We start from the raw sequence: 23,342 nt of genomic DNA, 5'->3' as shown, positions 1-23,342 counted from the left end.
CTTTTTTTCAAGGACTTCAATGGTTAAGTTAAACAGAACAGGGGCGGGAAGTTACTCTATATTAATTAATTAGGCAAAAAAAAATTAAATATTTCAAAATTTATTAAGGAATAACTTAAAACTAAGTGGTTTTGGTAAACATTTTAATTAAATTAAACCATTAACTAACTTAACTCATCTTTAATGAATTACCCTTGGCATTTTCTTTTTATGGCTGGAATGTACATCATGGCTGGCTTATTTCATTTCATAAAACCAAAGGCTTATTTACGAATTATGCCTAGATATTTACCTCAACATAAATTATTGGTTTATTTAAGTGGTGCTGCAGAAGTTCTTTTGGGTGTAGGATTATTATTTAAAGAAACTAAAAACCTAGCCATATATGGAATAATATTGATGTTATTAATTTTCTTATTGGTTCATTTTTATATGCTTAGTTCTAAAAAAGCAGCAGCAGGAATACCATTTTGGGCATTAATTCTCCGATTACCGCTTCAATTTGTTTTAATATGGTGGGCATACTTTTATCTTTAAAAAATGAAACAGGATTGCACTCCTACTTATATCACTCTTCCAGATGCCAATTTGGAATATTACCCTAATTTTCTGAGTAATGAATTAGCTAACGCGCATTTCGAAACACTTTTAAATTTGCTTCAGTGGGAACAATACTCTATTAAAATCTTTGGTAAAACAATTCCACAACCAAGATTAACAGCATTATATGCTCTCAATTCTGAACCTTACTCCTATTCAGGGCTTAAATTAAATCCATTAAAATTTACTAAAGAACTTGGTGAGATATATTCGGAAATATCCAATATAACTGGATATACTTTCACACACTGTCTAGCAAACCTTTACAGAAATGGAAATGATAGTATGGGTTGGCATGCAGATAACGAAAAAGAATTAGGTAAGAATCCCATCATTGCTTCTTTAAGTCTGGGTGAAGTGAGAAATTTTCAGCTTAGACATAAAATTAAGTCAGAGTTAAGACATTCAATAGCATTAGAACACGGTAGTTTACTAATTATGAAAGGTGCTACTCAAGAATTCTGGAAACATCAATTACCTAAAACAAAGAAATCTTTTGAACCACGAATCAACTTGACTTTTAGAACAATATATTAATTAATAAAGTTGGACTATTCTGGTGAGGTCGAATTAAGCTATTAACGGTTTTTACTAAAAATAAAATTAGATCGGCCGCAATAAATACAGCCGGATCTAATTCTTTACTTACTATAAAAGATTCCAAAAAGATCTTACTAATCAAAAATCTCGTTTAATACTCGAGCAAGCCGGATTCCACCTTTTTGGAGCTGTTCTCCAACAACAGGAAACCAATCGTACATATATCTATAGCTTAATTTTTCACCAACTTCTGCTGAAGCATATACTCGTTCGCTTAATTTTTTGGATTCATACATCCAGTCTTCAAAAGTTCCAGAGGCAATACTTTCTGTTTGTGCTTTTGAAAGGACATTCGTATTATTTGCCATTTCAGTATAGCTCATATCATAAGAATCAATCATTTCGCTATCCCAAACTCTGTGAAGATTAGATCCATCACCAAACCATCTTACCTGGATATCGTTTCCACCTTTATCTTCTCCCCTACCAGTATGAAGCGGCTGATGAAGATCTCCCATAAAATGAATTAACATTTTTAAATAAAATTCTTTCTCCTCTTTAAGTGAATTTTTGTCTTTTAATACCTGTACACACTTTCTAATACCCATTAAAAGATCTCCATCTGGATTAGCATCTTCAGCCTTATACTTAGTCGCACCTCCAGGCAAATTTACATAATGCCAAGGCCCGTACTTTCTATATTCAGAGTCGCTTTTAATTTCATCTCCAAAAGTAGAAACAAAAGCAAGACTTTTGCCATTCAGTATTTTTGCAATCTCCTTTTTAGCGTTTTTACTAAGATAAGATTGCGCTATTTCTCCAGTAGCTCTGTGCCCAGTTTGTCCCCAATCATTATCTCCGGCAAAGCCAATTGAGATACTAAATAAAAAACAGACCGATACTATTAATTCTTTCATAATCATTTTTTACAAATATATAGAACCTAAAGTAATCCTATTGTTAATATTTAATTTGCGTAATAAAATTTATTACAATATATTTATGATATCATTTTAATATCACTTCTAATAATACTCTTATGAATTCCAACGAAAAAACCACCACTCCTTCTAATGGTTATGTTATGCTCTCCATGATTGTTCTTTTATTAATTATAGGAGTTGGCGGACTAATCATGATAAAAATGCCATTATTCATCCTTTTAATTCTAATAACACTTAGTCTTGTTCCAGGATTGATACTAGTTAATCCTAATGAGTGTAGAGTACTATTACTTTTCGGAAAATATAAAGGAACTGTAAAAAGCAATGGACTTTTTTGGGTGAATCCTTTTTTCACCAAAACGAAAATTTCACTAAGAGCTAGAAATTTTGACAGCGAACGATTAAAAGTAAATGACAAGTTAGGAAACCCAATAATGATAAGCACTATTCTAGTGTGGAGGGTAAAAGACACATTTAAAGCTTCTTTTGATGTAGATAATTTTGAAAATTTTGTAGTTGTGCAAACCGATGCGGCAGTAAGAAAACTTGCCAGTATGTATCCTTATGATAATTTTGCAGACGAAGGTTTAGAAGAAGATATTACTCTAAGATCTAGTGTGAATGAAGTGAGCGAAGCCTTAGAGAAAGAGCTTGAGGAACGGCTAGATATTGCCGGAATTGAAGTTTTAGAAGCACGAATTGGTTACTTAGCTTATGCACACGAGATTGCAAGTGCAATGCTAAAACGTCAACAAGCAACGGCCATTGTAGCTGCCAGACATAAGATTGTTGAAGGTGCGGTAAGCATGGTAGAAATGGCTTTAAACGAATTGAGCAAGAAAAACATCGTGCATTTAGATGATGAACGCCGTGCCGCTATGGTAAGCAACCTAATGGTCGTACTATGCGGCGATAAAGATGCCTCTCCCATTGTTAATGCAGGAACCTTAAATCATTAATATGCGGGTTTTTGAGGAAGAACAAAAATTTCGTCAGTGGTGGTTAATCGCTATCATGGCCATTCTTTTGATAGGAGGATGTATAAATGTCTATTATGAAACAGAAGGATTTAGTAATATCGAATCTAACCCATCATCAATTTTAGGTGTTTTATTGGTATCACTAATTTTTGCTAGCATTTTTATTTTGGCACTAAGAACTAAGATAGATTCTACAGGGATCTCTGCTAATTTTTATCCTTTTCCTTTTTTCAGAAAAAAATATACATGGTCTCAGATAGATAAGGTTTATGTTAGAAAATATTCAGCATTAACCGAATATGGCGGATGGGGAGTTCGAGGTTTGGGAGTAGCTAAAGCTTATAATGTTTCAGGAAATTATGGCATCCAAATTGTAACCAAGTAAAATAAGCAGTTTTTAATAGGAACTCAAAAACCACAAGATGTAGAAAGTTCTAATAAAATATACTGAAAAAATAAGCCATTAAATCCTCTCAAATAACTATGAAGAAATACATAATAATTTTAGCAATATTGGTTTCCAATTTAGGATTTTCCCAGAATGACTCCATTGTTGAAAGTGAAGTATCCATCAATAAATTTATAGATGGCACTTTAACAATGCCTGTTGGGGCAGAATATCCCGATCTAGTAATCTTGATTCAAGGCTCTGGACCTACAGATAGAAATGGAAATGGATTTATGATGAAAAATGATGGATCCAAACTCATCGCAAAGGAATTAGCTAAATACGGGATTGCCTCTTATAGATTCGACAAACGAATATTTAAAATGAATAAGTTTAAGATTCGAGAAGAAGAACTTAGTTTTGAAGATTTCGTTAAAGATGTGAGTGATATTATAGATCATTTTAAAACTGGGCAAACCTTCAGTAAGATAATTGTCGCAGGGCATAGTGAAGGTTCATTAATAGGAATGCTTGCTGCTAAAGACAAAGCTGATGCATTTATCTCATTTGCCGGACCTGCCAGAAGTATAGATAAAATAATTGTAGATCAATTAGCAAAACAATCTGAAGGCTTAGCTGAAAATGCAAAAAACGCTTTTCAAGAAATAAAGGAAAATGGCAAAACCTCTAATTATAATCCATTATTGCAATCTATTTTTAGACCTAGTGTACAGCCTTACATGAGATCTTGGATGAAATATAATCCTACTGAAGAAATTTCAAAATTAAAAATACCTATCCTTATTATTAATGGAAGTTTCGATATTCAGGTAGATACTATTGAAGCTGAACTATTAAAAGAAGCTAATCCTAAAGCAGAATTAGTGATACTAGATAAAATGAATCATGTTTTTAGAAAGATTGAAGGGGATGATTTAGAGAACACCAAAGCTTATAATGAGCCTAATAGACCCTTACACCCAGAGCTAATTTCGGTTTTAGTGAATTTTATAAAGCAGGAAGAATAAAGTAAAATGAGTAAAAAGAAAGCATTTGCCTTAAGGTTAAATGAAGATATGCTAAAAGCTATCGAGAAATGGGCTTCAGATGATTTCCGGAGTACTAATGGACAGATAGAGTATATGCTTTCTAAAGCATTAAAGGAAGCCAAAAGGCATCCAAAAAAGAAAGAAGAAAATTAAATGAAATACAAAATAGTTTTTTCAGATATAGACGGAACTCTACTTAATAAAGAACGCCAGTTATCTACTTCTACCATTTCAGAAATAAGGAAATTAAAAAATAAAATCCCTTTTATTCTTATTTCAGCCAGAATGCCAGCAGCGATGAGGCATCTTCAGAAAGAATTAGAAATAGAAGATCTTCCTATTATAAGTTATAATGGCGGTCTTATCATTGTAAATAATCAAGTAGTGAGCACAACCGAGATTCCAGTTACTATCATAGAACAACTGTGCAATTGGAATTCTAGTTTAAAGTGTCATTTAAGCTTATATCATAATGACGAATGGTATGTCCCTTCAATGGATTATTGGGCAAAGAGGGAAGAGAATAACACTAAGATCTCACCAGATGTGAAATTAAGTCAAGATATTATTTCTAAATGGAAAGCAGAGAATAAAGGTGCCCATAAGATAATGGCTATGGGTGAGGTAGATGAGATAGACCAAATTGTAGATTTTCTTGGTAAAGAGTATCCTAATGAAGTTCATCTTTATAGGTCAAAATCGACTTATCTTGAAATTTCTCCTAAAAGTATTTCTAAGCTAACTGCAATTAAGTTTTTGTTAGATCAACATTTTAATTTAAATCTTGAAGATGTGATCGCTTATGGTGATAATTACAATGATGTGGAAATGCTAAACCACGTAGGGTTTGGAGTCGCGGTAGGCAATGCCCGAGATGAGGCTAAGCTTGTAGCAAAACATATTGCAGCCTTAAGTATTGAAGATGGTGTTGCACTACATTTACAGCAGTTTGCACCATTGAAAAATTGGTAAAATTCTTTTTCGTTTCCATAATTATAAGGCTCGGGGCAAGCCTACACGATAAGTGGTAGTTATAGTATGAAAAATAATTTTGAAAATTCGAGGCGAGCCTCGGGGATTTAAAACCTCAATGAGGGATAAAAATTGTATTTTGGCCGGCAAACAAAATAATTCATGGAAAACGCTCCCCTATTCACTAACGATGCTATTGTCTTAGGAATTTTAATGGTCTCTTTAGGATTTGTATTTATAACATCTTCTAAAGAGGAAGGCTTTTGGAAAAAATTCTATTCAATCGTTCCTGCACTTTTAATGTGTTATTTGATTCCTGCGATATTCAATTCTTTAAATATCATTTCAGATGAAACCTCCCAACTCTATTTTGTAGCCAGTAGGTATTTATTACCCGCTTCCTTGGTTTTAATGACATTAAGTATAGACTTAAAAGCCATCTTTAATTTAGGACCAAAGGCTTTAATCATGTTTTTTACAGGTACCGTAGGGATAATAATTGGTGGGCCATTAGCAATACTTTTAATTTCATTCTTTTCTCCGGAAACAGTTGGAGGAATAGGGCCAGATGCTGTTTGGAGAGGATTGTCTACATTAGCCGGAAGCTGGATTGGTGGTGGCGCCAACCAAGCTGCTATGTTAGAAATATACGAATACAATCCTGATCTTTATGGTGGAATGGTACTTGTTGATATCGTGGTAGCGAATCTTTGGATGGCAATCATATTATTTGGAATTGGTAGAAATGAGCGAATAGACAAATGGCTTGGTGCAGATGATTCGGCTATAGTTAACCTTAAAAATAAAGTTGCTTCTTATGCCGAAAGCGTTACAAGAAATCCCTCCTTAGCAGATATTATGATCCTGTTAGGATTGGCTTTTGGAGCTGTTGGAATTGCACATTGGGGAGCCGATGGAATCTCTGCTTATCTTACAAACAATTTCGAAATTTTCACCGACAGTAAAAGCGCACTCTCCTCCTTTTCCTCATCATTTTTCTGGATGATTTCTATTGCAACTGCAATTGGAATTATACTATCATTCACCAAATTCAAATCTTACGAAGGCGCGGGAGCAAGCAAAATAGGAAGTGTATTTATATATATGTTGGTAGCAACTATCGGAATGAAAATGGATCTAACCATGGTCTTTGAAAATCCCGGACTAATTGCGATTGGATTAGTTTGGATGACAATTCATGCAGTTCTTTTAATTTTGGTTGCCAAATTAATCAAAGCCCCGTATTTCTTTCTAGCTGTTGGTAGTCAGGCTAACGTTGGTGGGGCAGCAAGCGCACCAGTAGTCGCTGCAGCGTTTCACCCATCCTTAGCAACTGTAGGCGTACTACTTGCAGTGTTTGGATATGTAGTAGGAACTTACGGCGCAATTTTGTGTACAATTCTTATGCAAATGGCTGCTGCTAGTTAGTATAAAATGAAAAATAACATGATATTTGTCTTCAAATATTCCAAAAAAAATTGATGAAAAAAATTAGCTTCTTACTACTCATTTTTTTGAGTATTACTGCATGTTCTGATAAAGAAAATAACCTTTTTGTAAAGGGTCATGTAAAAGGTTTAAAAAAGGGAACCATTTATTTACAAAAGATCGAGGATACGTTATTAATAAATGTAGATTCTGTGATGATAGATGGAGACGCCAATTTTGAGTTAGGAGATTATTTAGAAAGCCCTCAGATTATGTATCTGTTTTTAGATAAGATAGATAATACAGAATATAATGATCGAGTTGAGTTTTTTGCTGAAGAAGGGGAAGTTACAATAAACACTACCCTAAAGAATTTTGAAGTTGATGCTAAAGTGGTAGGTTCTGCGAACCAACAGAAATTAATGGATTACAAGAAGATGATGCAGCGATTTAACGATAAGAATCTAGAACTAATTCAGAAGAATTTTGAAGCGCAACGAGATGAGAATGAAGAATTGATCATTTCTACAAACAAGGATTTTGATAAGCTCCTAACTAGAAAATATCTCTATACCGTAAATTACGCAATGAATAATAAGGATTTAGAGATAGCTCCTTATTTAGCGTTATCTGAAGTGTTTGATGCAAACATTAAATACTTAGACACCATATATACATCTCTTACTCCAGAGGTTAAAAAATCTAAATATGGAAAAGACCTGAAATCCTTCTTGAAGGAAAGAAGAAAAAACGAGAAAATACAAGAAAAGCTTGACGACCAATAAAATTCAATTTTAATATTATTTAAAAAGCTTCAGTTAGAAACTGAAGCTTTTTTTTTACAATTAATTATTCTAAAAATTAGGCACGTTATAAATTTTCTTATATCCGTAATAGTCTGAAAGTGTGTATTTTTTTTAATATTTATATAACTATCTAAATTCACTCAATCATCCCAAATATTAAAAATCAAAAAATTCAGGACTAAACACTGAAACTCCAGATACCTAAGGACAAAGTGACTATTACAATATTATTTTTTACCTACACTTATTGAAAATTTTATCCATAAAAAAAACCTTTCTTTTCAGAAAGGTTTTTTATTTAGAGCCGATGGAGGGACTCGAACCCACGACCTGCTGATTACAAATCAGCTGCTCTAGCCAGCTGAGCTACATCGGCATCTAATAAATATTATAATTTATTGATCTTCTCTACCAAAGCATTAGCCTTAGTTTCAAGTTCCTTTTCTATACCTTTAAAATGTTTCTTTTTATCTTCAACATTCTTTTGATTGATCTTAGCGATCAATCCATCAAAAGCAACGATAGCTTCATCTACAATCGCCTCAGTATTTTTTGGGTCTTGTTTAGGATCTGCTAATTGGTGGATATATGCAGCTTCAATAATATCTCCCATCACATAATTCACATCCCTTTTTAACAATCTCTTACTTGCCATATTTTCTAAATTTTAAGTTGCGAATTTAATCTATTTTTCAATAATACTACACACTTACCTCTAAAATTTTTGCTCCTTTACTATTAATTTTAATTTTCGATGCTAAAGCCGGTATTAGCAGGGTTTCTCCTTGTTTCAAAATTTCACAATTTCCATTTTCTAGATGAACAAAGGATTCACCTTCTACTCCCATTAATATAAAAAAGCAGTCAATTTGAGAATAATCTTTAGTTAGTTCCCCTTCAATCGCCACAATATTTGTCTTAAAATATTTACTGGATATAATATTCGAAGTAGAATTATTAGAAATCGCATAATCTATCTTATGACCATTTTTATTAGAAAGCTCTATTGCTTCCAATGCTAGATTGGTATGTAATTCTCTTTTTTGACCAGAGATAGTTTCCCGATCCCAGTCGTAGATTCTATAGGTAACATCTGAAGTTTGCTGAATTTCAGCCAGCACGACCCCTTTCCCAATTGCATGTACCAAACCAGGAGGAATAATAAAAGCATCCCCAACATTAACCTTAACTTTATTTAATGAATCTGGAAGCTCATTCTTTTCAACTAATTCTACATATCGCGATTTGGAAATAGGCTCTTCAAAACCTAAAATGAGTTCAGCATCATTATCTGCCTGCATGATATACCACATTTCAGTCTTCCCAAATGAGTTATGCTTTTCTTTTGCAATCTTGTCATTAGGATGGAGTTGAATAGACAAGTTTTCAGCAGCATCTATATATTTTATAAGTAAAGGGAATTTTAAACCAAAATTTTCAAAAACCTTTTTGCCAACTAATTCTTCTTTGTATTGCTCTAATAGCCATTTAAGAGACCTCCCTTTTAAGTCACCATTTGAAACTATAGAAGTATCATTTTCGAGATCTGATATTTCCCAGCTTTCCCCAGTTTTATCAGATATAGTCTTTTTATTGAATAAAGATTTCAACTTACTACCACCCCATATCTTTTCTTTAAGTATAGGCTCAAATTTTAAAAGGTATAATTCATTCTTCATCCTGTAATGTCTTAATTTTCATTTGTGCTTATTAGTATGAGAAACTGCGTCAAGATTAACATACCCTCTTTATTAAACACAAAAACTTCTCTTCCGGGAAGCAATCCCAAAAAGTGCTTGCTTAACACCAAAAGCGTTTCGAATTTAGTTATGTTAGATAAAAACATGAATAGCAACTTGTATCTAGAAACTTATCATCAATCTACAAACCCATCTACTCTCCACTATAGGTCACGTAATTCCTTGGAGTTTCAAATAAGGTAACACTAAGTTCTAGAGATTCTTTAAGTTTAGCTCTTAATTTGCCCCAAATAACCACTGCAATATTTTCTGCTGTTGGATTAATGGTTTTAAACTCTTCAACTTCAACGTTTAGATTCTTGTGATCTAAATATTCCTCAATTTCTAAAGCAATAAGGTCCTTTAAAACCTTCATGTCAATTACGAACCCAGTTTCGGTATCAATATCTCCCTTAACAGACACCACTAACTCGTAGTTATGACCATGAAAATTAGGATTACTGCACTTCCCAAAAATATTCTCATTCTTTTGATTGTCCCAATCTTTGCGATATAATCTATGTGCAGCATTAAAATGAGCTTTCCTATGTACTGTTACTTTCATCTCTCTATGGATTGATAATATTTCTCGAAAATAATCTTAAACCACTCTGTGTAAATAGTCGGATTGTTCACCATATCCCTTGCCACATCATCTAACGACATCCATTTCCATGCCTCTGCTTCCTCTGGATTTAAGTTTGGTTGCTCATTATAATTCCCAACTAATATATGGTCGAATTCGTGCTCCGTAAGTCCGTTATCAAAGGGAGCTTTATAAATAAAAGAGATCGTATCCTCCAATTCAGCAGTAAAACCCATCTCTTCCTGAAGACGTCTTTTACCAGCTTCAATGTTAGTTTCCCCTTCCCTTTGATGGCTACAACAGGTATTTGTCCATAATCCGGGGGAATGATATTTAGACAATGCTCTTTGCTGAATCATCAATTCATTCTTTTCATTAAATATAAATACTGAAAATGCACGGTGTAACAGTCCTTTTTCGTGGGCTTCCATCTTTGGCATTAAACCAATAGGCTCGTCCTTTTGATTCACCAAGATCACTTTTTCTTCTGTCATAGCTAAAATTGAAAATCAAAAATACAAAATAGCAATACCAAATCATAGTAAAATTAGGAGCTAACAGGGGTTAATTCCATTTTAAATAATAAAATCCAAATCAAAGAACAATTCCCTTTTCTAGAGCAAAAATTTTATCTTTGCAGCCTTAAAGAAGCATATGAAATTTACCGACGAGATAAAAAGAAGAAGAACATTTGGCATTATTTCTCACCCAGATGCTGGAAAAACCACTTTAACTGAAAAGCTTTTGCTTTTTGGAGGTGCAATACAAGAAGCCGGGGCGGTAAAATCTAACAAGATCAAAAAAGGTGCTACGAGTGATTTTATGGAAATCGAGCGACAGCGTGGAATTTCTGTAGCAACTTCAGTATTGGCGTTCGAATATGATGGGATAAAAATTAACATTCTTGATACTCCTGGGCACAAGGATTTTGCTGAAGATACCTTTAGAACTTTAACAGCTGTAGATAGCGTTATTGTAGTGATAGATGTTGCAAAAGGTGTGGAGGAACAAACGGAAAAATTAGTAGAAGTTTGTAGAATGCGAAATATCCCTATGATCGTTTTTATAAATAAAATGGATCGTGAAGGAAAAGATGCCTTTGAATTACTCGACGAAATAGAACAAAAGTTAAGCTTAAGAGTTACTCCCTTAAGTTTTCCAATAGGAATGGGATATGACTTTAAAGGGATTTATAATATTTGGGAGAAAAATATTAACCTCTTTACAGGAGATCCAAGAAAAGATATTGAGGATACCATTGAAATTTCCGACCTGAAATCCGAGAAGTTAGATGAGTTAATAGGTTCTAAAGCTGCAGATACTTTAAGAGAGGAAATTGAATTAATAGAAGGTGTTTATCCAGAATTTGACAATGAAGCTTATTTAAAAGGAAATTTACAACCTGTATTTTTTGGCTCTGCACTTAATAACTTTGGAGTAAGAGAATTATTAGACTGTTTTGTTAGCATTGCACCCACTCCACGTGCCAAGGACAGTGAAGAACGAACTGTAGAACCAGATGAAAAGCAATTTACCGGATTTGTATTTAAGATCCATGCGAATATGGATCCAAAGCATAGAGACCGATTAGCCTTTATAAAAATCGTATCGGGTATTTTTGAAAGAAATAAACCTTATTTACATGTGCGTCAAGGTAAGAATTTGAAATTTTCTAGTCCCAATGCATTTTTTGCAGAAAAGAAGGAAATTGTGGACACCTCCTACCCTGGTGATATTGTTGGATTACATGACACCGGAAACTTTAAAATTGGTGATACTTTAACCGAAGGAGAAGTGCTACATTATAGAGGGATTCCAAGTTTCTCTCCAGAACATTTTAGATATATTAACAATGCAGATCCTATGAAATCCAAGCAATTGGAAAAAGGAATAGATCAATTAATGGACGAAGGGGTTGCACAGTTGTTTACTTTAGAAATGAACAACAGGAAAGTGATAGGAACTGTTGGAGCTTTACAGTTTGAGGTTATTCAATATAGATTAGAACATGAATATGGCGCTAAGTGTACCTATGAGAACGTAAATGTGTTTAAAGCCACTTGGGTGGAAGTGAAAGACTCAAAAAGCGAAGAATTCAAGGACTTTAAAAGAGTGAAAGCTAAATTTTTAGCTCACGATAAAAGAGGGCAATTGGTGTTCTTTGCAGATTCTCAATTTTCTTTACAAATGACACAATCTAAATATCCAAGTATTAAATTTCATTTGGTTTCTGAATTTTAAAAGCTAAGCTTTTTTTATAAAAACAAAAACCCCGAAGAAAATTCTTCGGGGTTTTTGTTGACCTTTAAGTATCGAGTGTTATTCCGACAAAGGAGAAATCCCATCAGTACCCAAGAGATTCTTCACTTCATTTCATTTCGTTCAGAATGGCATTGAAAATATTATTAAGCCTGCCCAGTTGGTCCAAAATTCAATGGAATTGGTGGCTGCTCGTAATCTTTAATTTCTCCATGTGCCTTTTCAAAACGTTTCACGTTCTCTCCCAATGCCTTCAATAATCTTTTTGCATGTTGCGGAGTTAATATAATTCTAGATTTCACCTTGCTCTTTGGTGTTCCAGGCATAATACTCACAAAATCAACAACAAATTCTGAAACAGAATGATTGATAATAGCTAAATTGGAATAGGTTCCTTCAGCTATTTTCTCATCCAATTCTATATTGATCTGTCCTTGTTTTGCATTCTTATCTTCACTCATAATTTCAATAGTTTTGTCTAAAATAAGAAAATCTGCATTCAATCGGCCGAAGCTTCAAAAAATGCAGATTTCTTAAGATATATTTCTTGTCTCACTCTTCAGCTAAACAGGAAACAGATTTATTAATTATAGTTTACTTCCTGCTTTTTCTCCATCATATCGTTAAGATCCTCTTTAGAACCAACAATGATGTTATCATAAGCACGCATTCCAGTACCTGCAGGGATCTTATGTCCAACGATAACGTTCTCCTTAAGTCCTTCTAGGTAATCTATCTTACCAGCCACTGCTGCCTCATTCAATACCTTAGTAGTTTCCTGGAAGGAAGCTGCAGAGATGAATGATTTAGTTTGTAGGGAAGCTCTTGTTATACCTTGAAGAATTGGTGTTGCTGTTGCATTCACCGCATCTCTAGCTGTAGCAAGTTCTTTGTCCTCTCTTCTTAAAGATGAATTCTCATCTCTCAGCTCACGAACACTTACAAGCTGACCCGCTTTTAGTTTAGTAGACTCTCCAGGATTTTCTACGACCTTTAATCCAAATAAATTGTCATTTTCCTCAATGAAATCTGACTTATGGATCAATTGGTTTTCTAAGAAAATAGTATCTCCAGAATCTACAATTCTTACTTTACGCATCATTTGTCTAACAACAACCTCAAAATGCTTGTCATTAATTTTCACCCCTTGTAAACGATATACTTCTTGTACTTCATTCACTAAATATTGCTGAACCGCGTTGGGTCCTTTAATACTCAAGATATCTTCTGGTGTAATAGATCCATCAGACAATGGCATTCCCGCACGAATATAATCGTTCTCTTGAACTAAGATCTGGTTAGAAAGTTTAACTAAATACTTCTTAACTTCTCCTAATTTAGATTCAACAATGATCTCACGGTTACCCCTTTTGATCTTACCAAAAGAAATCACACCATCTATCTCACTAACAACTGCAGGGTTAGAAGGGTTACGTGCTTCGAATAACTCAGTTACACGTGGAAGTCCTCCTGTAATATCCCCAGCTTTAGAGGATTTTCTTGGAATTTTAACCAAAATCTTACCAACCTTGATCTTCTCATCTTTATCTACCATAAGGTGAGCCCCAACTGGTAGGTTATAAGAACGAATCACTTCATCTTTCTTACCTAAAATAAGTAAAGTCGGAATCATTTTCTTGTTCTTAGAATCAGAAATTACTTTTTCTTGGAATCCGGTTTGCTCATCTATTTCAACTTGGTAAGTATACCCTTGTTCGATATTCTCGTACTTGATTTTACCAGCAAATTCTGAAATGATCACACCGTTATAAGGATCCCATTGACAAACAATATCATCAGGTTTCACAGCGTCGCCACTCTTAATGAAGATTTGAGAACCATAAGGAATGTTATTAGTACTTAATACTACTCCGGTTTTCTTGTCTTTCACTTTAAGTTCTGAAGTTCTAGAGATTACGATATCAGTAATAGTTCCATCTGGACCTTCACCTTTAACAACCTTTAGATCTTCAATATCAGCAACACCACCAAACTTCACAATAAGTTTGTTTTCTTCTGAAATGTTACCTGCAATACCACCCACGTGGAAGGTACGTAGAGTAAGTTGTGTTCCTGGCTCTCCAATAGATTGAGCAGCAACAACACCTACAGCTTCTCCTCTTTGAACCAATTTATTGGTTGCAAGGTTTCTACCATAACATTTTACACAAATACCCTTTTTAGCCTCACAAGTAAGAGCAGATCTTACTTCAACGCTACCAATAGGAGCTTCGTTTATTTTCTTAACAGCTTCTTCAGAAATCTCTTCTCCTGTAGAAACTAAAAGTTCCTGAGTCAAAGGATTGTAAACATCATTTAAGGAAATTCTTCCTACAATTCGCTCTCCTAAAGATTCTACTATTTCATCATTTTTCTTAAGTGGTGTAACTTCTACTCCTCTTAAGGTTCCACAGTCTTCTTCATTTACAATTACGTCTTGTGAAACATCTACCAATCTACGAGTTAAGTAACCTGCATCGGCAGTTTTAAGTGCAGTATCGGCAAGACCTTTACGAGCACCGTGAGTTGAGATAAAGTATTCAAGAATTGAAAGACCTTCCTTAAAGTTAGATAAAATCGGGTTTTCAATAATTTCTCCACCACCAGAGTTAGATTTCTTAGGCTTCGCCATCAATCCACGCATCCCGGTTAACTGACGAATCTGTTCTTTAGATCCACGCGCACCAGAATCAAGCATCATGTACACAGAGTTGAATCCTTGGTTATCCTCACGAATACGTTTCATAGCCAATTCTGTAAGTCCAGCATTGGTAGCAGTCCAAATATCAATTACCTGGTTATAACGTTCGTTGTTGGTAATAAGACCCATGTTATAGTTGCCAATAATTCCTTCCACCTGTTCGTTGGCTTCATCGATCATTGATTGCTTCTCTTCTGGAATAATAATATCACCTAAACTGAATGATAAACCACCTGTATAAGCGAATTTATATCCTAAGTTTTTAATGTTATCAAGGAATTCAGCAGTTTCAGCTACACTTGTTAACTTCAATACTTTTCCAATAATATCACGTAAAGATTTCTTAGTTAAAACCTCATTGATATATCCAGCTTTAGCAGGTACCGTTTCATTAAACAATACTCTACCAGTGGTAGTTTCAATAATTTTCTTAACTAATACTCCTTCTTCATTTAAATCTAAAGTTCTAATTTTTATAGAAGCATTAAGATCTACCATTTTCTCATTGAAAGCGATAATAACCTCTTCTGCTGAATAAAAAGTAAGTCCTTCTCCTTTAATCTTCACTTCATCTGTAGATACTCTTAGTTTGGTCATGTAATAAAGACCAAGTACCATATCCTGAGATGGAACCGTAATTGGCGATCCATTTGCAGGGTTCAAGATGTTGTGAGAACCTAACATTAAAAGTTGAGCTTCCAAGATAGCTTCTGGTCCAAGTGGCAAGTGTACCGCCATTTGATCCCCGTCAAAATCGGCGTTGAATGCCGTAGTTGCTAATGGGTGAAGTTGGATTGCTTTTCCTTCAATAAGTTTTGGTTGGAATGCCTGGATTCCTAAACGGTGAAGTGTAGGAGCCCTGTTCAATAATACAGGATGACCTTTAAGTACATTCTCTAAAATATCCCAAACAACTGGTTCTTTTTTGTCTATGATCTTCTTAGCAGACTTCACAGTTTTTACAATTCCTCTTTCAATCAGTTTTCTGATCACGAAAGGTTTGTAAAGTTCTGCAGCCATATCCTTAGGAATACCACATTCAAACATTTTTAATTCTGGTCCAACAACAATTACAGAACGAGCAGAATAATCTACACGCTTCCCAAGTAAATTCTGACGGAAACGCCCTTGTTTTCCTTTTAAGGAATCTGAAAGGGATTTTAATGGTCTGTTAGAATCTGTTTTTACTGCTGAAGACTTTCTTGTATTATCAAATAACGAATCTACAGATTCCTGTAGCATACGTTTTTCGTTACGCAGAATAACTTCTGGAGCTTTTATTTCCATTAATCGCTTTAAACGATTGTTACGGATAATTACTCTACGATAAAGATCATTTAAATCTGAAGTTGCAAAACGTCCACCATCCAAAGGCACTAAAGGTCTAAGTTCTGGAGGAGTAATTGGCACAACCTTCATGATCATCCATTCCGGACGATTCTCTCTATTTTTATTTGCATCTCTAAAAGCTTCTACAACCTGAAGTCTCTTTAAAGCCTCCGTTTTACGTTGTTTAGAAGTTTCGTTGTTTGCTTTGTGTCTTAGATCGTAAGAAAGTTCATCAAGATCTATTCTTTTTAAAAGTTCGATCAAACATTCAGCTCCCATTTTTGCAATAAATTTATTTGGATCTGTATCGTCCAAATAAAGATTTTCTTGCGGAAGGGTATCTAAAATATCAAGATATTCTTCTTCTGTTAAGAAGTCCATCTTTTTTACTGGTTCTCCTTCAGCATTCTTTGCAATACCTGCTTGGATCACTACATAACGTTCGTAGTAAATAATCATATCCAATTTCTTGGAAGGAAGACCCAATAAGTATCCTATTTTATTAGGTAAAGAACGGAAATACCAGATATGTGCTACAGGTACAACTAAGTTAATGTGCCCAACACGGTCACGACGAACTTTTTTCTCTGTAACTTCTACTCCACATCTATCACATACAATTCCTTTATATCGGATTCTTTTATATTTTCCACAGGCACATTCATAATCCTTAACAGGACCAAAAATTCGCTCACAGAATAACCCGTCACGCTCAGGCTTGTGCGTACGATAGTTGATAGTTTCAGGCTTAAGAACTTCTCCTCTGGATGCCGCTAAAATGGATTCCGGTGAAGCTAAACCTATAGAGATTTTATCAAACCTCTGTTCTGTACTCTTTTCATTATTTCTAGCCATAATCAATGCTATCTAATTATTGTGAAAATCCTGTTTTAAGGTTGAGCACTTTCGTACTCAACCTATAAGAACAGTATATTATTCTTCTAATCTAATATCCAATCCTAATCCTTTCAGTTCGTGCATTAACACGTTGAAAGATTCAGGTAGTCCCGGCTCTGGCATAGGCTCTCCTTTTACGATTGCCTCGTAAGTTTTAGCTCTACCAATCACATCATCCGATTTTACAGTTAAGATCTCACGCAAGGTTGCAGAAGCTCCATAAGCCTCTAATGCCCAAACTTCCATCTCACCAAAACGTTGACCTCCAAATTGCGCTTTACCACCTAATGGTTGTTGCGTAATAAGAGAGTATGGTCCTATAGAACGTGCGTGCATCTTATCATCAATCATATGTCCTAATTTCAACATATAAATAATACCAACAGTTGCAGGCTGATCAAATCTATCTCCAGTACCACCATCATAAAGGTAAGTATGTCCAAATCTCGGCACACCTGCTTGATCAGTTAATTCATTGATCTGGTCTAATGTAGCACCATCAAAAATTGGAGTAGCATATTTTCTACCTAATTTTTGTCCTGCCCATCCTAACACAGTCTCATAAATTTGACCAATGTTCATACGGGAAGGCACCCCAAGTGGATTCAATACTATATCTACAGGCGTTCCATCTTCTAAGAAAGGCATATCTTCCTGACGAACGATACGTGCAACAATACCTTTGTTACCGTGACGACCTGCCATTTTATCACCAACCTTCAGTTTTCTCTTCTTAGCAACATATATTTTTGCTAATTTGATAATTCCTGCAGGTAATTCATCTCCAACAGATACTGTAAATTTCTCTCGTCTTAAATTACCTTGAAGATCATTTTCCTTGATCTTGTAGTTGTGGATTAAATCTGCAACCAGATCGTTCAAGTGATCGTCGGTAGTCCAAGTTCCTTGAGTAAGGTGAGTATAATCATCTACAGAGTTTAACATCTTAAGAGTGTATTTCTTACCTTTTGGCATTACTTCTTCCCCTAAGTCGTTAATTACTCCTTGTGCAGTCTTACCTCCAACGATTGTAAATAACTTATCTATCAACTCAGCTTTAAGAACATTAAATTTTGCATCATAGTTTTTCTCTAATGCATTAACATCCTCTTTATCTTGTACTCTTTTACGTTTATCTTTTACAGCTCTAGCAAAAAGTTTCTTATTAATTACAACCCCTCTTAAAGATGGGTGTGCTTTTAACGAAGCATCTTTTACATCACCAGCTTTGTCTCCAAAGATCGCACGTAATAATTTTTCTTCTGGAGTTGGATCACTTTCTCCTTTAGGAGTGATCTTTCCAATAAGAATATCACCAGGCTTCACTTCAGCTCCAATTCTAATCATACCATTTTCATCCAAGTCCTTAGTGGCTTCTTCAGAAACGTTTGGAATATCATTAGTTAATTCTTCGTTACCTAATTTGGTATCTCTAACTTCTAATGAATATTCATCTATATGAATAGATGTAAATACATCTTCTCTAACAACTCTTTCAGAAATTACAATTGCATCCTCAAAGTTGTAACCTTTCCAAGGCATGAAGGCAACCTTCATGTTTCTACCTAAAGCTAGTTCCCCAGCTTCTGTAGCGTATCCTTGACAAAGTACCTGACCTTTAGAAACTCTATCCCCAACACTTACGATTGGTCTTAAGTTAATAGAAGTACCTTGGTTAGTTTTTCTAAACTTAATAAGATTGTAAGTTTTAGAATCACTTTCAAAACTCACCATTCTTTCTTCCTCTGATCGGTCGTACTTAATGGTAATTTTTTGTGCATCTACATATTCAACTTCTCCTGGTCCTTCGGCATTGATCAACACACGAGAATCTGTAGCTACTTGTCTTTCTAGACCTGTACCAACAATAGGAGATTCTGCTCTTAATAAAGGAACCGCCTGACGCATCATGTTTGATCCCATCAATGCTCTGTTGGCATCATCATGTTCCAAAAATGGAATTAATGAAGCAGAAATTGAAGAGATTTGGTTTGGTGCAACATCAATATAGTGGATCTCTTTTGGATCTACTACTGGGAAGTCACCTTCCATACGTGCAATAACCTTATCTGTATTTATAGTACCATCTTCTTTTAAAGGAATGTTGGCTTGTGCAATCTTTTTATTCTCTTCTTCCTCAGCACTTAAGTAAATAGGCTCTTCAGAAAAATCAATTTTAGCATTATCCACCTTTCGGTAAGGAGTTTCAATGAATCCCATTCCATTCACTTTTGCAAATACAGAAAGTGAAGATATAAGCCCAATGTTTGGTCCTTCAGGAGTTTCAATAGGACAAAGTCTTCCGTAGTGTGTATAGTGAACATCACGTACCTCAAACCCTGCTCTTTCTCTTGAAAGTCCACCTGGTCCTAATGCAGATAATCTACGTTTGTGTGTGATCTCTGCTAATGGATTCGTTTGATCCATAAATTGAGATAACTGGTTTGTTCCAAAGAAGGAATTAATTACAGAAGACAAAGTCTTTGCATTAATCAAATCTATAGGAGTAAACACTTCATTATCACGAACGTTCATACGCTCACGAATAGTACGTGCCATACGTGCCAAACCAACACCAAACTGCTGAGAAAGTTGTTCTCCTACTGTTCTAACACGACGGTTAGATAAGTGATCGATATCATCTATCTCTGCTTTAGAGTTTATTAACTCTATTAAATATTTTACGATGGTAATAATATCTTCTTTGGTAAGCACTTGCTTATCCATTCCGATATCCAACTGTAATTTCTTATTCATTCTATAACGACCTACTTCCCCTAAAGAGTAACGTTGATCTGAGAAGAACAATTTATCTATAATTCCACGTGCAGTTTCCTCATCTGGCGGTTCTGCATTACGTAATTGACGGTAGATATGCTCAACAGCTTCTTTTTCAGAGTTTGTTGGATCTTTTTGCAATGTATTATGAATAATTGCATAATCTCCAGTAGAGTTATCTTCCTTATGAAGCAAAATAGTTTTATTACCAGTTTCAAGGATCTCCTCGATATGGTCTTTATTTAATTCTGTATCACGGTCTAATACAATCTCATTTCGCTCAATAGATACAACTTCACCAGTATCTTCATCTACGAAATCTTCATACCATGTATTTAGTACTCTTGCCGCAAGTTTACGACCAAGATATTTTTTAAGTCCTGTTTTAGAAACTTTTACTTCTTCTGCAAGGTCAAAGATCTCAAGGATATCCTTATCTCTTTCAAAACCAATTGCACGGAAAAGTGTAGTAACAGGTAATTTTTTCTTTCTATCGATATACGCGTACATCACGTTATTAATATCGGTAGCAAATTCTATCCAAGACCCTTTGAAAGGAATAACTCGTGCAGAATATAATTTTGTTCCATTTGCATGGAAAGACTGACCAAAGAAAACACCAGGTGAACGGTGCAACTGAGAAACAACTACTCGCTCTGCTCCATTAATACAAAATGTCCCACTAGGAGTCATATAAGGAATGGTCCCTAAATATACATCCTGAACAATAGTTTCGAAATCTTCGTGTTCTGGATCTGTACAATATAATTTTAAACGGGCTTTTAAAGGCACGCTATAAGTCAAACCACGCTCGATACATTCCTGAATGGAATATCTTGGTGGATCCACAAAATAATCCAGGAATTCTAAAACGAATTGATTGCGGGTATCTGTAATAGGAAAGTTTTCCAGGAAAGTGTTATAGAGACCTTCATCTCCTCTTTCTTCTGATTTTGTTTCTAATTGAAAGAAGTCCTGAAACGACTTAATTTGGACATCCAAAAAGTCTGGATAATCAGGCTTGTTCTTTACAGAAGAGAAATTCAATCTTTCAGTTTGCGTTGCTAACATCAATGGACGGAATTATAATTTATATAAAATATGTGTGCGTTATAAGGCGTAAGCTTCATATACGCAAAAGGGTTTAGACCTTCGGGAGCTAGTCCCGAGGTCTAAACCTAAATATATTGCTTGTGGTAAGCTTATTTAAGCTCAACCTCGGCTCCTGCTTCTTCTAATTGTGCTTTTAATGCTTCAGCTTCATCTTTAGAAACTGCTTCTTTTACTGCTTTTGGAGCTCCATCAACTAATTCCTTAGCATCTTTAAGACCTAATCCAGTAAGTTCTTTTACTAATTTAACTACTGCTAATTTAGATCCACCTGCAGCTTTAAGAATTACATCGAATTCTGTTTGCTCTTCAGCAGCATCATCACCACCACCAGCTGGACCAGCCATAGTTACAGCAGCAGCTGCAGGCTCGATACCATACTCATCTTTTAATATAGTAGCCAACTCATTTACTTCTTTTACAGTAAGGTTAACCAATTGTTCTGCGAAATCTTTTAAATCTGCCATTTTCTATCGTTTTAAAATGTTCTTTAATTTATAATTGTTAAAAAGTGCGTACGTGCTTAATCTTCCTTCTCAGAAAGAGTTTTAAGAATTCCGGCTAATTTACCACCACTTGATTTTAATGCTGAAATAACATTCTTAGCAGGTGATTGTAACAATCCGATAATATCTCCAATAACTTCTTCTTTAGACTTGATGTTAACCAAGGTCTCTAAGTAGTCATCACCAACATAAATAGCTTCTGCTATAAAAGCTCCTTTAAGTAAAGGTATTTGGGTCTTTTTTCTGAATTCTTTAATTACTTTCGCTGGAGCATTTCCAGTTTCTGAAAGCATTATTGAGGTGTTACCTTTTAAAACTGTTGGAAGATCACCGAAATCTTTATCGGAAGCTTCCATAGCTTTAGCAAGTAACGTATTTTTAACTACCGCAAGTTGTACGTTCGCTTTGTAACAAGCTCTACGTAAACTTGTAGTACTCAAGGCGTTTAAACCTGAGATATCTGCAAGGTAAATAATAGAATTATTTGTTAACTGCGCAGTTAAATCTTCAATTACTAATGATTTTTCTTCTCTTGTCATAATCTATAATATTATTGCTCAGTGAACCTTTTAGTATCAACTTCAACACTTGGGCTCATTGTAGAAGACATATATATACTCTTAATATATATACCCTTAGAAGCCACTGGTTTCAATTTAACCAAAGTAGTTAATAATTCTCTTGCGTTTCCAGCAATCTTATCAGCATCAAAAGATGCTTTTCCAATACCTGCATGTACAATACCAGTTTTATCAACTTTAAAGTCAATTTTACCAGCTTTCACCTCAGAAATTGCTTTAGCAACATCCATAGTTACTGTACCTGTTTTTGGGTTAGGCATTAATCCTCTTGGTCCTAAAACTCTACCTAAAGGTCCTAATTTCCCCATTACACTTGGCATGGTGATAATTACATCAACATCTGTCCAACCACCTTTAATTTTCTCAAGGTATTCATCTAAACCTACAAAGTCTGCTCCAGCTTCTTTAGCTTCAGCTTCCTTATCTGGAGTTACTAATGCTAATACCTTTACATCTTTACCAGTACCGTGTGGAAGAGTTACAACTCCTCTCACCATTTGATTAGCTTTACGTGGATCTACATTCAAACGAACTGCTAAATCTACGGAAGGATCAAAATTTGAGTTGGTAATTTCTTTTATCAAAGCTGAAGCTTCTGCTACCGAATACTGTTTCCCGTTTTCGATTTTAGATTGAGCTTCTTTTTGCTTTTTAGTTACTTTTGCCATTTTTCTATCTATTTTGGATTAAAACGGCGCTTGCCCTTTTACAGTTACACCCATAGAGCGAGCAGTTCCTGCAATCATTTTCATAGCCGATTCTACATTAAATGCATTTAAATCTTGCATTTTATCCTCAGCAATTGCTCTTACTTGATCCCAAGATACACTAGCAATTTTTTTACGATTAGGTTCACCCGATCCTTTTTTTGATTTTGCCGCTTCTAATATCTGCACAGCAGCTGGTGGAGTTTTAATTACAAAATCAAAAGACTTATCTTTGAATACTGTAATTACAACAGGTAATACTTTACCTGGCTTATCTTGAGTTCTAGCATTAAACTGCTTACAAAACTCCATGATGTTAACTCCGGCAGCACCTAAAGCAGGTCCAACTGGTGGTGATGGGTTAGCAGCACCTCCGCGAACTTGTAGCTTAACAACTTTACTTATTTCTTTTGCCATTATTATTGTTTTTAGTTGATAGTTT

At 34.9% G+C, this 23,342-nt stretch carries 22 protein-coding genes and 1 tRNA gene; 10 read left to right on the top strand and 13 right to left on the bottom strand.

Annotation, left to right across the window (positions count from 1 at the left end):
* The first annotated feature begins 183 nt into the window (after positions 1-183).
* Positions 184-537 carry a MauE/DoxX family redox-associated membrane protein gene (locus tag I130_RS08320; protein ID WP_034921470.1) on the top strand — a complete coding sequence of 118 codons (354 nt, stop codon included), beginning with the start codon at positions 184-186 and terminating at the stop codon, positions 535-537.
* Between the two features lie 3 nt (positions 538-540).
* Positions 541-1,137 carry an alpha-ketoglutarate-dependent dioxygenase AlkB family protein gene (locus I130_RS08315; protein WP_034921466.1) on the top strand — a complete coding sequence of 199 codons (597 nt, stop codon included), beginning with the start codon at positions 541-543 and terminating at the stop codon, positions 1,135-1,137.
* Positions 1,138-1,274: 137 nt separating this feature from the next.
* On the opposite strand, the gene I130_RS08310 is transcribed toward I130_RS08315, so the two are convergent.
* Positions 1,275-2,057, bottom strand: a complete 783-nt coding sequence (locus tag I130_RS08310) for a S1/P1 nuclease (RefSeq protein ID WP_034921698.1) — start codon at positions 2,055-2,057, stop codon at positions 1,275-1,277.
* A 122-nt stretch (positions 2,058-2,179) separates the two neighbouring features.
* On the opposite strand from I130_RS08310, the gene I130_RS08305 reads away from it, so the two are divergent.
* The 7 genes from I130_RS08305 to I130_RS08280 all read left to right on the top strand — a co-directional run bounded on the left by I130_RS08305 (position 2,180) and on the right by I130_RS08280 (position 7,686).
* Positions 2,180-3,043, top strand: a complete 864-nt coding sequence (locus I130_RS08305; RefSeq protein WP_034921464.1) for an SPFH domain-containing protein — start codon at positions 2,180-2,182, stop codon at positions 3,041-3,043.
* Between the two features lies 1 nt (position 3,044).
* Positions 3,045-3,449: a hypothetical protein gene (locus I130_RS08300; protein WP_034921461.1), complete on the top strand. Its 405-nt coding sequence runs from the start codon at positions 3,045-3,047 to the stop codon at positions 3,447-3,449.
* A gap of 98 nt (positions 3,450-3,547) precedes the next feature.
* On the top strand, positions 3,548-4,480 hold the full coding sequence (locus I130_RS08295; RefSeq protein WP_034921459.1) for an alpha/beta hydrolase: 933 nt from the start codon (positions 3,548-3,550) through the stop codon (positions 4,478-4,480).
* A 6-nt stretch (positions 4,481-4,486) separates the two neighbouring features.
* On the top strand, positions 4,487-4,654 hold the full coding sequence (locus I130_RS16445) for an Arc family DNA-binding protein (RefSeq protein ID WP_083932887.1): 168 nt from the start codon (positions 4,487-4,489) through the stop codon (positions 4,652-4,654).
* Positions 4,655-5,473 (top strand): Cof-type HAD-IIB family hydrolase, encoded by an 819-nt coding sequence (locus I130_RS08290; RefSeq protein WP_034921458.1) that lies wholly within the window; start codon positions 4,655-4,657, stop codon positions 5,471-5,473.
* Between the two features lie 162 nt (positions 5,474-5,635).
* Positions 5,636-6,901: a DUF819 domain-containing protein gene (locus I130_RS08285; RefSeq protein WP_034921455.1), complete on the top strand. Its 1,266-nt coding sequence runs from the start codon at positions 5,636-5,638 to the stop codon at positions 6,899-6,901.
* Positions 6,902-6,954: 53 nt separating this feature from the next.
* Entirely contained in the window at positions 6,955-7,686 is a 732-nt protein-coding gene (locus I130_RS08280; RefSeq protein WP_034921453.1) for a DUF4369 domain-containing protein, read from the top strand.
* A 323-nt stretch (positions 7,687-8,009) separates the two neighbouring features.
* On the opposite strand, the gene I130_RS08275 is transcribed toward I130_RS08280, so the two are convergent.
* From I130_RS08275 to idi, 5 genes are all read right to left on the bottom strand, one after another.
* A tRNA-Thr gene (locus I130_RS08275) sits at positions 8,010-8,083 on the bottom strand.
* A 12-nt stretch (positions 8,084-8,095) separates the two neighbouring features.
* Positions 8,096-8,362 (bottom strand): hypothetical protein, encoded by a 267-nt coding sequence (locus tag I130_RS08270; protein WP_034921450.1) that lies wholly within the window; start codon positions 8,360-8,362, stop codon positions 8,096-8,098.
* A 46-nt stretch (positions 8,363-8,408) separates the two neighbouring features.
* Positions 8,409-9,386: a type I phosphomannose isomerase catalytic subunit gene (locus I130_RS08265; protein WP_034921448.1), complete on the bottom strand. Its 978-nt coding sequence runs from the start codon at positions 9,384-9,386 to the stop codon at positions 8,409-8,411.
* A 214-nt stretch (positions 9,387-9,600) separates the two neighbouring features.
* Positions 9,601-10,011, bottom strand: a complete 411-nt coding sequence (locus tag I130_RS08260) for a 6-pyruvoyl trahydropterin synthase family protein (RefSeq protein ID WP_034921445.1) — start codon at positions 10,009-10,011, stop codon at positions 9,601-9,603.
* A complete protein-coding gene (gene idi / locus I130_RS08255; RefSeq protein WP_034921443.1) occupies positions 10,008-10,526 on the bottom strand; it encodes an isopentenyl-diphosphate Delta-isomerase in 519 nt (172 codons plus the stop codon). Before idi ends, I130_RS08260 begins: the two co-directional genes overlap by 4 nt.
* 160 nt (positions 10,527-10,686) lie before the next feature.
* On the opposite strand from idi, the gene I130_RS08250 reads away from it, so the two are divergent.
* Positions 10,687-12,273 (top strand): peptide chain release factor 3, encoded by a 1,587-nt coding sequence (locus I130_RS08250; protein ID WP_034921440.1) that lies wholly within the window; start codon positions 10,687-10,689, stop codon positions 12,271-12,273.
* 164 nt (positions 12,274-12,437) lie between these two features.
* Here I130_RS08250 and I130_RS08245 read toward each other — a convergent pair whose 3' ends face one another.
* The 7 genes from I130_RS08245 to rplK form a co-directional block, all read right to left on the bottom strand.
* Positions 12,438-12,752 carry a DUF3467 domain-containing protein gene (locus tag I130_RS08245; RefSeq protein ID WP_034921696.1) on the bottom strand — a complete coding sequence of 105 codons (315 nt, stop codon included), beginning with the start codon at positions 12,750-12,752 and terminating at the stop codon, positions 12,438-12,440.
* Between the two features lie 122 nt (positions 12,753-12,874).
* Positions 12,875-17,176 (bottom strand): DNA-directed RNA polymerase subunit beta', encoded by a 4,302-nt coding sequence (gene rpoC / locus I130_RS08240; RefSeq protein WP_034921436.1) that lies wholly within the window; start codon positions 17,174-17,176, stop codon positions 12,875-12,877.
* A 78-nt stretch (positions 17,177-17,254) separates the two neighbouring features.
* On the bottom strand, positions 17,255-21,067 hold the full coding sequence (gene rpoB / locus I130_RS08235) for a DNA-directed RNA polymerase subunit beta (RefSeq protein ID WP_034921433.1): 3,813 nt from the start codon (positions 21,065-21,067) through the stop codon (positions 17,255-17,257).
* Between the two features lie 131 nt (positions 21,068-21,198).
* Positions 21,199-21,573 (bottom strand): 50S ribosomal protein L7/L12, encoded by a 375-nt coding sequence (gene rplL, locus I130_RS08230; RefSeq protein WP_034921431.1) that lies wholly within the window; start codon positions 21,571-21,573, stop codon positions 21,199-21,201.
* Positions 21,574-21,629: 56 nt separating this feature from the next.
* On the bottom strand, positions 21,630-22,151 hold the full coding sequence (rplJ, locus tag I130_RS08225; protein ID WP_034921428.1) for a 50S ribosomal protein L10: 522 nt from the start codon (positions 22,149-22,151) through the stop codon (positions 21,630-21,632).
* 11 nt (positions 22,152-22,162) lie between these two features.
* Complete coding sequence (rplA, locus tag I130_RS08220) at positions 22,163-22,861, bottom strand: 50S ribosomal protein L1 (protein WP_034921425.1); 699 nt, start codon at positions 22,859-22,861, stop codon at positions 22,163-22,165.
* Positions 22,862-22,879: 18 nt separating this feature from the next.
* Positions 22,880-23,317, bottom strand: a complete 438-nt coding sequence (gene rplK / locus I130_RS08215; protein WP_034921423.1) for a 50S ribosomal protein L11 — start codon at positions 23,315-23,317, stop codon at positions 22,880-22,882.
* Between the last annotated feature and the right edge of the window lie 25 nt (positions 23,318-23,342).

It is taken from the genome of Gillisia sp. CAL575, assembly GCF_000403785.1.
GTDB lineage: Bacteria > Bacteroidota > Bacteroidia > Flavobacteriales > Flavobacteriaceae > Gillisia.
Note: the sequence above shows the minus strand (reverse complement) of the source record. Positions and strands in the feature narration are given on the sequence as shown.